Source organism: Streptomyces sp. NPDC005266 (assembly GCF_040607655.1).
Lineage (GTDB): Bacteria > Actinomycetota > Actinomycetes > Streptomycetales > Streptomycetaceae > Streptomyces.
Genome location: NZ_JBEXHC010000007.1, coordinates 154,743 through 168,904 on the forward strand (window position 1 = coordinate 154,743; position 14,162 = coordinate 168,904).

At 69.9% G+C, this 14,162-nt stretch carries 15 protein-coding genes and 1 riboswitch; of the genes, 5 read left to right on the plus strand and 10 right to left on the minus strand.

Features of this window, described 5'->3' with window-relative positions; genetic code table 11:
* Positions 1-4: 4 nt before the first annotated feature.
* Complete coding sequence (gene pcrA, locus ABZU99_RS16325; RefSeq protein ID WP_355950247.1) at positions 5-2,488, minus strand: DNA helicase PcrA; 2,484 nt, start codon at positions 2,486-2,488, stop codon at positions 5-7.
* 585 nt (positions 2,489-3,073) lie between these two features.
* Positions 3,074-3,234: riboswitch (cyclic di-AMP (ydaO/yuaA leader) on the plus strand.
* A gap of 7 nt (positions 3,235-3,241) precedes the next feature.
* On the opposite strand from pcrA, the gene ABZU99_RS16330 reads away from it, so the two are divergent.
* Positions 3,242-4,411 carry an NlpC/P60 family protein gene (locus ABZU99_RS16330; RefSeq protein WP_355950244.1) on the plus strand — a complete coding sequence of 390 codons (1,170 nt, stop codon included), beginning with the start codon at positions 3,242-3,244 and terminating at the stop codon, positions 4,409-4,411.
* A 154-nt stretch (positions 4,412-4,565) separates the two neighbouring features.
* On the opposite strand, the gene ABZU99_RS16335 is transcribed toward ABZU99_RS16330, so the two are convergent.
* On the minus strand, positions 4,566-5,300 hold the full coding sequence (locus ABZU99_RS16335; RefSeq protein WP_355950241.1) for a L,D-transpeptidase: 735 nt from the start codon (positions 5,298-5,300) through the stop codon (positions 4,566-4,568).
* Between the two features lie 109 nt (positions 5,301-5,409).
* Positions 5,410-5,763 carry a hypothetical protein gene (locus ABZU99_RS16340; RefSeq protein ID WP_355950239.1) on the minus strand — a complete coding sequence of 118 codons (354 nt, stop codon included), beginning with the start codon at positions 5,761-5,763 and terminating at the stop codon, positions 5,410-5,412.
* A gap of 289 nt (positions 5,764-6,052) precedes the next feature.
* On the opposite strand from ABZU99_RS16340, the gene ABZU99_RS16345 reads away from it, so the two are divergent.
* Together ABZU99_RS16345 and ABZU99_RS16350 are read left to right on the plus strand one after the other, a co-directional pair.
* Positions 6,053-7,120, plus strand: a complete 1,068-nt coding sequence (locus tag ABZU99_RS16345; protein ID WP_355950236.1) for an NlpC/P60 family protein — start codon at positions 6,053-6,055, stop codon at positions 7,118-7,120.
* 146 nt (positions 7,121-7,266) lie between these two features.
* Positions 7,267-8,232 (plus strand): homoserine dehydrogenase, encoded by a 966-nt coding sequence (locus ABZU99_RS16350; protein WP_355950233.1) that lies wholly within the window; start codon positions 7,267-7,269, stop codon positions 8,230-8,232.
* A 25-nt stretch (positions 8,233-8,257) separates the two neighbouring features.
* Here ABZU99_RS16350 and ABZU99_RS16355 read toward each other — a convergent pair whose 3' ends face one another.
* From ABZU99_RS16355 to ABZU99_RS16370, 4 genes are all read right to left on the minus strand, one after another.
* A complete protein-coding gene (locus ABZU99_RS16355) occupies positions 8,258-8,479 on the minus strand; it encodes a hypothetical protein (protein WP_355950230.1) in 222 nt (73 codons plus the stop codon).
* A gap of 34 nt (positions 8,480-8,513) precedes the next feature.
* Complete coding sequence (locus ABZU99_RS16360) at positions 8,514-8,819, minus strand: hypothetical protein (RefSeq protein ID WP_355950228.1); 306 nt, start codon at positions 8,817-8,819, stop codon at positions 8,514-8,516.
* A gap of 131 nt (positions 8,820-8,950) precedes the next feature.
* Positions 8,951-9,529: a Uma2 family endonuclease gene (locus ABZU99_RS16365; RefSeq protein WP_356045845.1), complete on the minus strand. Its 579-nt coding sequence runs from the start codon at positions 9,527-9,529 to the stop codon at positions 8,951-8,953.
* Positions 9,526-10,377 (minus strand): hypothetical protein, encoded by an 852-nt coding sequence (locus ABZU99_RS16370; RefSeq protein WP_356045843.1) that lies wholly within the window; start codon positions 10,375-10,377, stop codon positions 9,526-9,528. Before ABZU99_RS16370 ends, ABZU99_RS16365 begins: the two co-directional genes overlap by 4 nt.
* 294 nt (positions 10,378-10,671) lie before the next feature.
* Here ABZU99_RS16370 and ABZU99_RS16375 point away from each other — a divergent pair, with 294 nt between their 5' ends.
* The gene (locus tag ABZU99_RS16375; RefSeq protein ID WP_356045841.1) at positions 10,672-11,208 is read left to right on the plus strand and encodes a GNAT family N-acetyltransferase; all 537 of its coding nucleotides are present in this window, start codon (positions 10,672-10,674) and stop codon (positions 11,206-11,208) included.
* A gap of 51 nt (positions 11,209-11,259) precedes the next feature.
* On the opposite strand, the gene ABZU99_RS16380 is transcribed toward ABZU99_RS16375, so the two are convergent.
* Both ABZU99_RS16380 and ABZU99_RS16385 read right to left on the minus strand, forming a co-directional pair.
* Positions 11,260-11,568, minus strand: coding sequence for a DUF397 domain-containing protein (locus ABZU99_RS16380; RefSeq protein ID WP_356045839.1), 309 nt, complete (start codon positions 11,566-11,568; stop codon positions 11,260-11,262).
* On the minus strand, positions 11,565-12,380 hold the full coding sequence (locus tag ABZU99_RS16385) for a helix-turn-helix transcriptional regulator (protein WP_356045837.1): 816 nt from the start codon (positions 12,378-12,380) through the stop codon (positions 11,565-11,567). Before ABZU99_RS16385 ends, ABZU99_RS16380 begins: the two co-directional genes overlap by 4 nt.
* Positions 12,381-12,475: 95 nt before the next feature.
* Between ABZU99_RS16385 and ABZU99_RS16390 the strand changes: the two genes are divergently transcribed.
* Entirely contained in the window at positions 12,476-12,910 is a 435-nt protein-coding gene (locus ABZU99_RS16390; RefSeq protein ID WP_356045835.1) for an ATP-binding protein, read from the plus strand.
* Here the strand turns inward: ABZU99_RS16390 and ABZU99_RS16395 are convergent.
* Positions 12,879-14,123: a PP2C family protein-serine/threonine phosphatase gene (locus tag ABZU99_RS16395; protein WP_356045833.1), complete on the minus strand. Its 1,245-nt coding sequence runs from the start codon at positions 14,121-14,123 to the stop codon at positions 12,879-12,881. The two genes, ABZU99_RS16390 and ABZU99_RS16395, sit on opposite strands and share 32 nt — an antisense overlap.
* Positions 14,124-14,162: the final 39 nt, after the last annotated feature.

The following is a 14,162-nucleotide window of genomic DNA, read 5'->3' on the forward strand; positions in this document are numbered from 1 at the left end:
CGGACTACAGCTTCTCGACCGGCGCGTACCGCAGCAGCAGCCGCTTCGGCTTGTCCTCACCGAAGTCGATCGTCGCCTCCGCGTTGTCCCCGCTGCCCTTCACGCCGACGACGGTGCCGAGGCCGAACGAGTCGTGCGTGACCCGGTCGCCGATGGCCAGGGAGACCACCGGGCGCTCCTTCGCCCGCCGGGTCGCGAAACCGCTGGCCCCCGCGCGCGAGCGCGATGACGACAGCATCGACGGTGTAGAGGCGACGGCGCCCATCGACGCCGACGGCGTGGCGGGCCCGGTGCGCCGCCACTTCACATACTGGTCCGGGATCTCCTCCAGGAAGCGGGACGGCGGGTTGTACGCGGGCTGTCCCCACGCGCTGCGCATCGTCGAGCGCGTCAGATAGAGCCGCTCACGCGCCCGGGTGATCCCGACGTACGCCAGCCGCCGCTCCTCCTCCAGCTCCTTGGTCTGGCCGAGCGCCCGCATATGCGGGAAGACCCCGTCCTCCATGCCGCTGAGGAAGACGACCGGGAACTCCAGCCCCTTGGCCGTGTGCAGCGTCATCAGCGTGATGACGCCCGCCCCCTCGGTGTCCTCGTCCGGGATCTGGTCGGAGTCGGCGACGAGCGCGACCTGCTCCAGGAAGTCCGCGAGCGTGCCGGGATTCTCCTCACCCCGGTCCTGCTCGAACTCCAGGGCCACGGCCGCCAGTTCCTGGAGGTTCTCGATGCGGGTCTCGTCCTGCGGGTCCGTGGACGCCTGGAGCTCGGCCAGATAGCCCGTCCGCTCCAGCACCGCTTCCACAACGGTCGCGGCGCTCGCCCCCGACTCGACGATGGTCCGCAACTCCTCCATCAGCGTGTTGAACCGCTTGACGGCGTTCGCCGAGCGGGCCGCCATGCCGTACGCCTCGTCGACCCGGCGCAGCGCCTGCGGGAAGGTGATCTTCTCGCGCGCCGCCAGCGCATCGATCATCGCCTCCGCGCGCTCCCCGATGCCGCGCTTGGGCACATTCAGGATCCGGCGCAGCGGGACGGTGTCCTCCGGGTTGGCCAGCACCCGCAGATACGCGAGGACGTCACGGACCTCCTTGCGTTCGTAGAAGCGCACTCCGCCGACGACCTTGTACGGCAGCCCGACCCGGATGAAGACTTCCTCGAAGACACGGGACTGGGCGTTGGTCCGGTAGAAGACGGCGACGTCTCCCGCCTTGGCGTCGCCCTCGTCGGTCAGCCGGTCGATCTCGTCGGCGACGAACTGCGCCTCGTCGTGCTCGGTGTCGGCCACATAGCCGGTGATCGTGGCCCCGGCGCCCGCCTCGGTCCACAGGTTCTTCGGGCGGCGGTTCTCATTGCGCTCGATGACGGCGTTGGCCGCGCTCAGGATCGTCTGGGTCGAGCGGTAGTTCTGCTCGAGCAGGATCGTCCGCGCGGCCGGGTAGTCCTCCTCGAACTGGAGGATGTTACGGATCGTGGCGCCCCGGAAGGCGTAGATCGACTGGTCGGCGTCGCCCACGACGCACAGCTCGCCCGCGTCCTCCCCGGTGCCCACCAGCTCGCGCACCAGGGTGTACTGCGCGTGGTTGGTGTCCTGGTACTCGTCGACGAGGACGTGCCGGAAGCGGCGGCGGTAGTGCTCGGCGACGTCCGGGAACGCCTGGAGCAGATTGACCGTCGTCATGATGATGTCGTCGAAGTCGAGGGCGTTGGCCTCGCGCAACCGCGACTGATACATCGCGTATGCCTCGGCGAGGGTCTTCTCGAACCCTCCCCCGGACTCCGTCCGGGAGGTGCCCCCTGCCGCCTGCCCCGCGAAGGTCTCCTCGTCGATCAGCTCGTTCTTGAGGTTGGAGATCTTGGCGCTGAAGGACTTCGGCGGGAACCGCTTGGGGTCGAGGTCCAGGTCCCGGCACACCAGCGCCATCAGCCGCTTCGAGTCGGCGGCGTCGTAGATCGAGAACGAGGACGTGAAGCCGAGCTTCTTCGATTCGCGGCGCAGGATGCGGACGCACGCGCTGTGGAACGTCGACACCCACATCGCATTGGCCCGGGGGCCGACCAGCTGCTCGACCCGCTCCTTCATCTCCCCCGCCGCCTTGTTCGTGAAGGTGATGGCGAGGATCTGGCCGGGGTGCACCCCGCGCGCGCCGAGCAGATACGCGATGCGGTGGGTAAGGACCCGGGTCTTGCCGGAGCCGGCGCCGGCGACGATCAGCAGGGGCGAGCCGGTGTGCTCCACGGCGGCCCGCTGCTGCTCGTTCATCCCCTCGAGCAGCGCGGACATGTCCACGACCGGCCGCGCGGCGCCGTCCCGGTAATACGCCTCTCTGGGCGGCGCGGGCGCGTCGAAGCCGGTGCGGAAGAGGTAGTGCGGCACGTCTTCACCGCCCACGGGGCCGTGCTCCACGGGTCCCTCGCGGTCCTCAGGCGGCGGGGGCTCCTCGTCGGAGTGCCCGAGGTCCGCCAGGAAGCTGTCGTCAAAGAGGCTGCTCATCGCTCACCGAGTCTAAGCGGCGCCACCGACACGTAGGCGCGGATAGGGCGACCCGGGGGTGCGTTGTCGGGTGCCACGGTGCGTCGTCGGGTGCCGGGGTGCGGTGTCGGGTGCCAGGGTGCGTCGTCGGGCGCCGGGGGTGCGGTGCCGGGTGCCAGGGTGCGTCGTCGGGCGCCGGGGGGGCGGTGTCGGGTGCCAGGGTGCGTCGTCGGGCGCCGGGGGCGGGGCCTCCGGGGCGGGGGGCCTGGACCGATATATTTAGGCGCCGGAAGCCGGAAGCGTGGGGTGGGCCGGAGATCGGCGCCACAAATACACGTAGGCGTCCAGGCCCCCCGCCCCTGCACCCCCGCCCCCTCCCGAGCGCTGGCGGCTGCCGCTTTGGTGGTCCGGTCGGGCGCCGGGGAGGGGGCGCACCCTCAGCGGCCTCTGGCCGGTGGGCGGTCCAGACGGCGGGGACGGGACCCGCACAGGGCCGTCTCGAGGGGTGTTTCGGGTAAAACGACCATCAGCCTTCACAGAAGCACCACTAGTTCGTTACCGTCCTGCGTCAGGCAGCCCGACACCCGTCGGCGACCGCGTCGGCACGGGCGGCCTCCGCCGAGTCCGGAACGTCGCGACACCGTGGCAGCCGGAGCCGGGGACCCACAACGCAAGACCGGGGTGAATCGGCCGCGTGGGCCGTAGGGCAGCCTTCCGAACCGCCCGAACCCGACAGCTAACCCGGTAGGCGGTCCACGGAAGGAGTCGCCACCCTTGGCGTCGCACCGCAAGCCGCGGACCCGAATACCGGCCTCGCTCTCCGGTCCTGGCCGCCGTACCGCTGTCGGGGTCACCACCGCCGCCCTGGCTTCCGTCACGCTCCTGTCCCAGACGGCGAACGCCGCGCCCGGCGATCACAAACCGGCCGCCACCCAGTCGATCGAGAAGGTCAAAGAGAGGGTCGACACCCTCTACCACCAGGCGGAAACCGCCACCCAGCGCTACAACGCCGCCAAGGAGCGCACCGACCAGCAGCGCGTCAAGGTGGACCGGCTGCTGGACAAGGTCGCGCAGCGGACCGAGAAGCTGAACGAGGCGCGGCGCACGCTCGGCAATTACGCCGCCGCCCAGTACCGCGACGGTGGCATGGCCACCAGCGCCGCGGCCCTGCTGTTCTCCAACGATCCGCAGGACATGTTCGACCAGTCCCACCTCATGGACCGGATGAGCGGCAAGCAGAAGCAGGCCGTCGACGACTTCGAGACGCAGCGGACGAAGGCCGCCGAGGAGCGCGGTAAGGCCACCGAGAGCCTGGCCTCGCTGACCGCGTCGCAGAAGGAGCTGAAGACCCAGAAGAAGTCCGTCCAGGACAAGCTGGCCGAGGCCCGCCGACTGCTGGCGAATCTGACGGCCAAGGAGAAGGCCCGGCTGGCGGAGATCGAGAGGAAGAAGGAGGCGGAGGACCGGCGCAAGGCGGCGGAGCTGGCCCAGAAGCAGCGCCAGGCGGCGGCCGAGCGCAAGCAGCAGCAGGAGCGCAACGACAGCTCCGGCTCCGGTTCGACGGCCCCCTCCGCACCGTCCGTCCCCTCCAACAGCTCGAAGGCGGCCCAGGCGGTCGCCTTCGCGAAGGCGCAGGTCGGCAAGCCGTACGTCTGGGGCGCGACCGGCCCCAACTCCTTCGACTGCTCAGGGCTGACCCAGGCCGCCTGGAAGACCGCCGGGGTGTCGCTGCCGCGCACGACCTGGGACCAGGTGAAGGCCGGCACGCGCGTCTCCACGTCCGACCTCCAGCCGGGCGATCTCGTCTTCTTCTATGACGACATCAGCCATGTCGGGCTCTATATAGGCAACGGGATGATGATCCACGCGCCGAAGCCCGGGGACGTGGTGAAGAAGGCCCCGATCACCGAGATGCCGATCTATGGGAGCGTACGGCCCGCCTGAGCGGATGCGGTGAAGTTCGCCGCTGGTCCCTCGCCGTTCGGCCTGGCCGAGGGCTTGGACGCCGAGAAGGATCAGCACTTGACTTCGCCGTAACGCTTAGTGCGGACCGTAGTGCGGTGCGGCTGCCCGGCGCCGGGCAGCCGCACCATCAGGCTCACGTGCCCGGCTTGCGCCCGTACACGTACACATCGTCGCCGTTCTTCAGCAGGCTCCAGTACTTCTTCGCGTCGGCCGAGCGCAAGTTGACGCAGCCATGGGAGCCGGGCGGCGACCACACGCTCCCCGCGATGGAGTGGAACGCCTGCCCGCCGTCGAAGAACTGGCTGTACGGCATGGCGACGTCATAGAGCGTCGACCAGTGGTCGATGTCCCGCCAGTAGATCTTCTTCAGCCCGGTGCGGGTCTCGTACCGGTCGCGCCCGGTCCGTACCGGCACCGGCCCGTAGACCAGCCGGGAGCCGTCCTGGACCCAGCTCAGCTGCCGGGTGAGGTCGACGCAGGCGATGCGGCCCTTGTTGGTCGGGCATTTTCTCGCCGCGTTCGGGTTGTCTCCCGCCGCCTTCTGGGTGTTGATGAGGCTCATCACGCCCCAGGTGACCGGGCCGGCGTAGCCGATGGTCGGGCTTATGCCGTGGTTGATCTGGAAATTCTGGATCGCCAGGCAGTCCGCCCGGGACTGCCGCCCGTCGACGGGGCGGCCGAGGAACTTCTCGGCCTGCTTCTGGTACGGACCGGTGCTGGTGGTGCACGACGTCGCGGCAGACGCGGCCCGCGCCGCCTGCGCCGGGTTGGCGGCGGCCAACGCGAGTGGCACCACCATCCCCATCAGCCCCAGCGCGGCCCCCGCCCGGCGCCCCCGACGGCTCTTGATCGCCCCCACTACCCCCATTGCCACTCCCTCCGAACTGCCTTGGTCTTGGTAAGACAGCTCGCGAGTGCGAAGGGTTGCGCACGGTATCAGTCCGTTATACCCGCTATTGGTCATACGAGCCGGACGATCAGGTCCACAGCACCGCGATGAAGATGTTCGCCGTCGTGAGGGCGCCCACCGCGCCGAAGAGCCCCGGCTCGACCTTCTCCTCGTCCCGCTTCACATAGACCAGGCCCAGGATCACGATCAGCAGCGCCAGCTTCACGCCGATCTTCACCGTGTTGACGGTGGTGTCCTCGGCCTGGTTGAGCCCGACCAGCGCCACCCCGGTCACCAGCATGGTCAGCGCCCCGTGCAGCATCCCCGGGACCATCCGGGCCTCGCCCGACCGCATCGCCTTCATCTGCGTGAGGAAGCCGCCGAGCAGCGCGGCGATGCCGACGATGTGCAGACCGACGAACACATGAATCAGTACGTCCATGGCTCGGAGACTAGCCCCGCGCATAGCACCGCCCCGCACTCGGGTGGGCCCCGATCATCGCTTCGGTCAGAGCCGCCCTCCGCTCACCACCACCCCGCAAACCGCCCGATCAGCCACGGCCACCACAGCGACGAAATCCGTCCACTCCCGTTCATCGCACCGCACCGGCCCCACCGGGCGCCTTAGCTTCCTCCTTCAGGTGGCAGTCCGCTTCCCGTCATCCGAGGGTCCCCGCCTCATGGGCGGACTGCCACCTGTCAGCTCCCCCCAGGAAAGGTGAACGGCCGCAGTGGCGTCGCACAGGTCGCATACGAAACACCAGCAGCCCAAGCAGCGTTCGCTCGCCGGCACCACCGCCCGCACGGCCGCACTCCTGGCCCTCACGGGCGCCGCCTCCGCCACCCTGCTGGGCGGCACCGGTTGCGCCGACCCCCGTCCCGCGCCCGCCACCCTGGCTCAGGTGAAGGCCAAGGTCGACCGGTACCAGCGAGAGGCCGAGGAGGCCACCGAGAAGTTCAACGGCGCGAAGTCGACGGCCGCCAAGGCCCGTGAGGCGTACGAGGACTTACGCGACGAGGCCGCCCGCCGCACCGCCCGCCTCAACACCGCCCGCAACGCGCTGGGCGCCTTCGCCACCGCCCAGTACCGCACCGGGACCGTCGCCCCCACCCTCCAGCTCGCCCTGTCCTCCTCCCCCGACCAGTATCTGCGGCGCGCCTCGCTCGCCGACCGCGCGGGCGACCGCCAGGCCGCCACGATCGCGAGCATCGGCCACCAGGAGAAGAAGTTACGCACGCTGCGCGGCAAGGCGGCCGACCGCCTGCACGAGCTGCGCGACTGCCAGGCGGCCGCCGCCCGCCACCGACAGGCCGTCCAGAAGAAGCTCGCCGCCGCCGATCGCCTCCTCGACCGGCTGACCCGGGAACAGCGGCAGCGCCTGGAGGCCAGGGACACCCGCCCCGCCCACCCGGCGGCCCGCGCCACCAAGCAGCACCCCGCCCCCGCCAGCACCCGCGCGGCCCGCGCCGTCTCCTTCGCCTACGCGGCCCTCGGCAAGCCCTACATCTGGGGCGCCACCGGTCCGCACGGCTATGACTGCTCCGGGCTCACCCAGGCCGCCTGGCGCGCCGCCGGCGTCTCGCTCCCCCGCACCACCTACACCCAGATCAACGCCGGCCACCGCATCTCCCGCACCGAACTGGCCCCCGGCGACCTGGTCTTCTTCTACTCCGGGATCAGCCACGTCGGCCTCTACGTCGGCAACGGCCGCATGATCCACGCCCCCCACCCCGGCGCCCCTGTCCGCCTGGCCTCCCTCACCGACATGCCCTTCGCGGGCGCGGCCCGTCCCGCCTGACGGGCAGCGCTACGGCTCCCGTCGGCGCTCAACGCGTTCGCGCAGCTCGACTGCCCGCGCATCTCCGTAGCCGTCCAGGAGCCGTAGCGCATCGCCCCCATGGCGAGGCCAGGCTATGCGGCCGAGCACAGGGCCATACTGGCCGCATGTCTTATGAAGCCCCGGTGGTGCTGTCGGGTTACGGGCCTGTCGGGCAGGCCTACGCCGAGCAACTGATCAGCGGCGACGGGCCGCTACGGCTCGCCGCCGTCCGCACCAGCGACGCCGAAGGACTGCCGCCGGAGCCTCGCCACGGCTGGGGCCCGTTGCCGCCCCTCGCCGAGACGTTGGAACGGACGGGGGCGGTGGTACTGGCACAGGCCGTGCCGTCGTCCCCGGCGGTGCGGGAACAGGCCGCCGCCGATGCCCTGTTCGCCCTGCGCCGGGGCGTCCACGTTGTCACGGCCGCCAAGAGTCATCTGCTCAGCCACTGGGGCGAACTGGGCCGGGCGGCGGCCGAGGGCCGCGGCCGGATCCGGATCTCGGGGGCCACCGGCGCCGCCCTCCCCGCCGCCGATCTCGCCCGGACCGGCCTACGGGGCCTCGGCTGCCGCACCCTCCGCGCCTGCCTGGGTGGCACCGCCACCTTCGTCCTCGACCGGCTGGCGGCGGGCGACTCGCTGGCGGACGCGGTCGCCGAGGCCCAGCGACGCGGTATCGCCGAGGCCGACCCGTCGGCCGACCTCTCCGGTGCCGACGCCGCCACGAAGGCGCGGCTGCTGGCCGCCCTGTTGTGGGGCTGGGACGCGTCCGCCGTCCGCACGACGACAGTAGGGATGGATGACAGCACGGCGGACGCGGCCCGCGCGGCCGCCGGACGGGGCCTGCGCCTGCGCTCGGTCGCGACCGCCTCGGCGGACGAACCCCTCGTCGTCCGCGTCCGGTTGGAGGAGACGGGACCGGGCGACCCGCTCTACGCCCTCAACGGCCCCGAGAAGGCCGTGGTCTACGGCTGCCCGGAGGCGGGCGACATCACGGTCAGCGGCGGCCGCTCCAGCCCGCTCGGCGCGGCCCTCGCCATGGTCAAGGACACGTTGGACGCGGCCGCGCCGAGGCAGTTCGGTTTCAGCTGACGTTGGCGGACGACAGGACCAACGGTCAAAAGGGAAAGACGCGGGTGAGCAGCACGCAGTGGCCGGCCTCGTTGATCACGTATTCCACGATGCCGCCGCCGTCCGGAATGGGTACCGTGCGCCAACCACCGCCCTGAGGGGCCGCCGAGCTGACCTTCACCCATGGGTCAGCGATAGCCACGGTGAGTGCGACGCTCTTCGAGAAAAGCTCGACCGGGAGGGCCGGATCGGCGAGCGTCTCGGCCACGGCGGCGGAGGGCTCGACGGGTCAGAGATCCTCTTCATTCACCAGGGATCGCTACACCATTGGCCCGGCGTCGCCGGACGACCTCTTCCATGGTCACCGTGGGCAAGGTCCCCGCTTCTACAGCCGCAATGGTGCGTTCCCGCTCCGGGTCGGTATCGAGCATCGCGTGGCCCCACCATGTCGCGATCACATGCTGCAGCTCCGACCCGGCCTGGGCCTGCCCCACTTCTCGATAGAACTCCATCCGCCGAGCTCCGCTCAGTGCATCGGCAATCCCGTTGATCGTCCGAGGAACCCTCGGCTCCTCGGGTTCATGCGAATGCACGGGCTGCGCGCTCATGGTGCTCTCCTCAGCGGACTCCGGGGCGATGCCGGCCGAGATTTTCTGCCTGTCCACTGTGCGCCAGAGACATGGCCGGGGCGCTGCTGTGGCCACGGAGGGCCACTTGTGGTGTCGGCTGGCCCGATGGTTCACGAGCCGTAACCCCTTAATTTCTCAGTCTCCAGAGTGACCCCGACCGGGTCGGGGATCTCGATCACCGTGCCGTAGGGCCGCGACGTCAGGCTCCTGTATCTCCCCGCCTCCGGCTCGGTGTGGACGACGACCGTGCGGTCGTCCCGGTCGACCAGGAGGTAGACCGGGATGCCCGCGGCCGCGTAGCCGTCGCACTTCGCGAACCGGACACTTCGGACCGCCTCCGGATCCCGCGGGGTGACCTCGACGGCCATCAGCATCCCTTCCGGGTCGGACCACTCTCCGTGTCCCACGATGTGCCGACGCGGCGCGAGAACCCCGTCGGGGCGAGCCCTGCCCTCCCGGTGTGCCTCTACCTTCAGCCCCCGGTAGGTGTACAGAGACAGATCAGGCCGCTGCTGCAGGCAGCTCCTTACGAGCCACGCGACGATTTCGCTCCGAGCGCCGTCCGCGCCAGGCTTCACTTCCAGCCTGCCGTTGACGAACTCCAGCCACACGGTTTCCGGCGCCGCGCGGGCCAGGTCTTCGAACTCGGCGACGAGCATCTGGGGTTGCACCGTTTGTTGCGACGTCATGCGCGGCTCCTCTCACGGGTGCGGGCGGCAGCCCGTAGGCGGGCGGCCCAGGAGTGGACGTCGGGGCCGGTCGGCGGCTCGGCCGGGGCCGTGTCGCCGCCCCGGCAGGCGCGGCACAGCCCGCCCGGCAGGGCGGCCTGCGGGCCGGGACGGCCGCAGGCCGTGCATTCCAGGAGGCGGCGGACCACGATCTCCGGCCCAGGCTCGGCGACCGGCGGCTCGGGCGGCATCTTGGTCTCAAGGCGGGTACGGGCGATCGCCGCCGGGCTGTGGACCTGCGCCGGCAGCCCGGCCGTCAGGGCCTGTACGAGCTGCGCCGGGCCCACGCCACGCGCCAGCCAGGCGGCGGCCAGCGGTTCGAGGCGGGCGCAGTCGGCGGCCGAGAGGGTCATCCGGGGGTCCGTACGGCCGAGGGCGGCCAGGGCGTCGTACGCGGGCGGCCTGGCGGGCCCCGGTACGGGTAAGGGCGCGGGGGCGGGCCGAGGGTCCGGGTCGGCGGCCGCGCCCTCGCCGCCGTCCAGGAACGCCGCCCACCACTCCTCCCCGCGCGCCGTCCGCGAGAAGAAGGTGCGGGTCACCCAGCGCGCCCCGTCCTCGGTGATGTGGTGTTCCCGGACGCGCCGCAGATGACCGGCCTCGGACAGCCGCCGCAGCGCCGTGGCGCAGGCCATCTGACCGTAGTCGGGCAGGGACTTGGCGAGCGTCTTGGCGTCAATGGCCGCACCGTCCGGAAGCCGGTCGATGTACGCGGCGATGGCCGCCTCACGCTTGGGCAGATGTGCGAAGTCGTGGGCGCGACGAGGGGATTGGCCGGGTGCGCTCCGCTTGCCGAAACCGGGGTTCGCCATGGGGTGTGCGGACGGGCGCGGGGCAACGCTAAGGTCGTGAGAAGCCACGGATCGAGTCGCTTTCGATCTTGTAGGTCAGACCCCGGCATGGTGTTGGCGCACCGGCCGGGGTCGTTTGTTGTTGCGAACCTAGAGCGCGACGACCGCCCGTGGCAAGTCGGTCACGAAAAGTCATGAGGGAGGGTGGTGGGTTGTACCCCACCACCCATTCCTTGGACAGAGCGCTCGATCCCCGGCGCCCGAAGCTCAGGGTTTCAGGTGGCCAACAGGCCGCAGGGACAGGATCATTCGTTGATGGCTGATCACATGTCTCCCGCGTCCCCGCCCGCCGTGGAGCGGCTGACGCGGTACACGAAGGCCGACCAGGGCGAAATCCTCGGCGACAGCCCCGATCCCTTCGGCGTGGACGGCTACGGCTTGACGTGGCTGCCCAAGGAGGATCACTTCGGCGTCAGGCTGGAAGGCCGCCTCGTGGCCCACACGGGCCTGTTGAGGCTGCCCGTATCGATCGGGGGAGCGCGCACGGAGGTGGTGGGCGTCGGCGGCGTGGCCGTCGCGCCGGATCTACGAGGGCGCGGACTCGCACGGCTGGTCATGACGGCAGCGCTGGACCACGCGCGGACGATGGGGCCCCAGCACGGGATTCTCTTCTGCCGCCTGCCCCTTGTCTCCTTGTACCAGCGGCTCGGCTGGCGGGTGGTGGAGGGGGACGTTCAGGTTGAGCAACCGGATGGGGTGGTGGTCATGCCTTTGCAGACCATGTGGACACCCTTGCGTGACGGTGTTACCCGGCCGCCCGGAGAGGTGCGGCTGTTGTCGTTCCCCATGTGACGCGGTCTCCGACTGGCGCCCCGACGAGCGGGGCGCCAGGGGGCGTGACCCTTAGGCGGGTCCGACGGCCGCGAAGGCTATGAACTCGGCCCAGGCGGTGGGGGTGAGGGTGAGATGGGGTCCGGACTTGAGCTTCGAGTCCCGGACGTGGATGGTGTGCGGGCAGGTGGCGACCTCTACGCAGTTGCCGCCCTGGGTATCGCTGTAGCTGGACTTACGCCAGGACGCGGCCACCTCTACACAGTTGCCGCCCTCGCTGTTGCTGTAGCTGGACTTGCGCCAGGACATGGCGACCTCGACGCAGGCGCCGCCCTCACTGTTGCTGTAGCTGGACTTGAACCACACGAGCCCGTCGCTCATAGCTCCTCCGCCAGGTTTCTGATGAAACGCGCCGACTCCTCGGGGCTGAGGGCCTGCCGAAGGATCATGGCATGCCGCTGTGTGACCACGCTTACCTTCGCCGGATCGGCGTAGAGCACGCCCGTCGTCTGCCCCTCCTCGTACGCGAGATGTTCATGGTCGGCCGTCTCCAGCAGTACGAAGGGGCCCTGAAGTCCCGGGTGGGCGCCCCCAAATGGCACAGCCTGGACCGTCACATTGCGCCGCGCACCCACTTCCAGCAAGTGGCGCAACTGCCGCGCGTGCACATCCGTGCCCCCGATGGGGAAGCGCAAGGCCGCCTCGCCGATCAGGAATGTCAACGCCCTGGTCTGCTTCTCCAGCAGAGCCTGGCGTTCCAGTCGGGCCGCGACTCGCGCCTCGATAGTTTCGTCGTCCAGCGGAGGGCAGTGCTCGCCGATCAGCTCTCGGGCATACTCCGCATCCTGAAGCAGCCCCGGGATGACCAGAGCTTCGTACCAGTTGAGGACAATGGCCTCGGCCTCATACCGGATGTAGTCCAGCGAATACGACGGGAACTTCTCCGGCTTCAGGTACTCCGTAGCCGCGACCAACAACCCCCGCGCACCAAACATCTGGTCCGCGACCTCAAGCACGCGCAGCGTCGGCTTGCGCCGACCCTGCTCCATGGACTTAATACTCTCGTACTCGTAATTGGCCTCCTTGGCCAACTCCTCCCGGCTCACACCCGCCTGCGTACGCCACAACTTCAGCTGATTCCCGCAGTACCGCCACGACATCGGCGGCTGGGAACTCCCTTCCGTGACCGTCATCGGCCCTCCCTCCCTGAGGCACCCAACGGTACGCACACGCTCCGTACCTGCGTCGTTACTGCGTGAGCGTACGCCTGGCCAGCAGCATTCCGGCCATGAATGGTCCAACTCCCCCACTTCCGATGGACATCGAATGGCATCTGCCCCGCCACCCCCGCAGCGTCGGCCGCGCCAGGACGCTCCTTCGCGAGCAGGCGCGTTCGTGGAAAGTCCCGGAAGAACTGGCGGAGACAGCCGTACTGCTGCTGAGCGAGCTGATGACGAACGCCTGTCAGCACGCCCGCGTTCCCCCAGGCCGGGAGGTCCGTGCACGCTGCGTGGTGCGTGACGAGAAACTGCGCGTCGAGGTGTCGGACGCCGGCGATGTGCTGCCTCGGTTACGTCAGGCGCGGCCGGAGGACGAGTCGGGGCGCGGGCTCGCGCTGATCGCAGCCCTCGCCGACGCATGGGACGCGTACCCCCGCCCGTGCGGCATCGGCAAGACGGTCTGGTTCGAGCTCAAGGTCGTGACCGAGGTGTCCCTCCCGTGAGGGACTCTTCCGGTTCCTCCCCCGGCTGCCGGTGGTGGCCGTTGACCGGCATGATCTTCTTCAGCTGCTGGGCGGGCTGGAGCCTGGGCGAGCGCTGGATGACCACCATGGCGGCGTCGTCCCCGAGACGTCCGCCGACGTGGGCGAGCAGATCACGCTTGATGTGGTGCAGCAGCGCCTCGGGGCCGCAGTTGCTCCACTGCCGGACCCGTTCGGCGAGCGGATAGAAGGTCCCGTCGGGAGAACGCGCCTCGATGGCACCGTCCGTGTAGAGCAGGAGCGTGTCGCCGTCCTCGAAGTCGAACATGTCGAGGTCCGTGGAGCCGTCCCTCGGCAGTTCGCACATGCCCAGCGGAGGGGCGGGGTGGCTGGACTCCAGGGTGATCACCTTGCCCTCGTGCAGCCGCAGGGGTGGCGGATGGCCGCAGTTGGTCATCTTCACCTGAGTGCCTTCGTCAGGGATGTCGACCATGAGGGCGGTGATGAAGTGCTCGCGGAGTTCCTGGGTCGCTTCGGTGTACTCCATGTGCTCGGTGTCGAGGTGCTCGGCCAGGTGGCGACAGACGCTCCTCTCCAGGTTCTCGGAGAGTTCACGCAGGTCGCTGCATCGGTGTGCGACCTCCCGGAAGGCGCCCAGCAGTACGGAGGCGTCGCTGATGGACATCAGGCCCTTGCCCCGGACGTCCCCGATGATCAGACGCGCGCACTCGCCCGCCCTGGTCGCCGCGTACAGGTCTCCGCCGATCTGCGCCTCGTCCTCGGCGGCCAGATACAGGGAGGCGACACGCAACGGACCCATCCGGTGCGGAAGCGGCCGCAGGACGACCCGTTGTGTGGTCTCGGACACCGACCGCACCCGCTCCAGCTCACGGGAGCGCCGCTCCTGCTGTCGTGCGTAGAGCCAGATGAAGAGCGAGATCACCGTCAGCGCCGCTATCTGCACCTGGTGGTTGATGTCGAACCCCCCGCGCAGCGCCGCGAGAACTGTCTGGGCGATCACCGCCAATCCCCCGACCAGCCCCGTCGTCCGGGGACCGGCGATGGAGGGCGTGATGGCGGGGGCGACCACCAGCATGGGGCCGAGATGGATGTAGTGCGGGATCAGCAGGTCGACAGCGGTGATGACCGCGATCAGCCCGAGTGGGATCACCACCAGGGCGTGACCCGGTTGCCATGGCTGCCCCAGGTCCTCGAGGCGCCGGCGAAGGCCCATACATCCACTGTGCACCTTCGGGGCCCTGTCTCGCTCGGC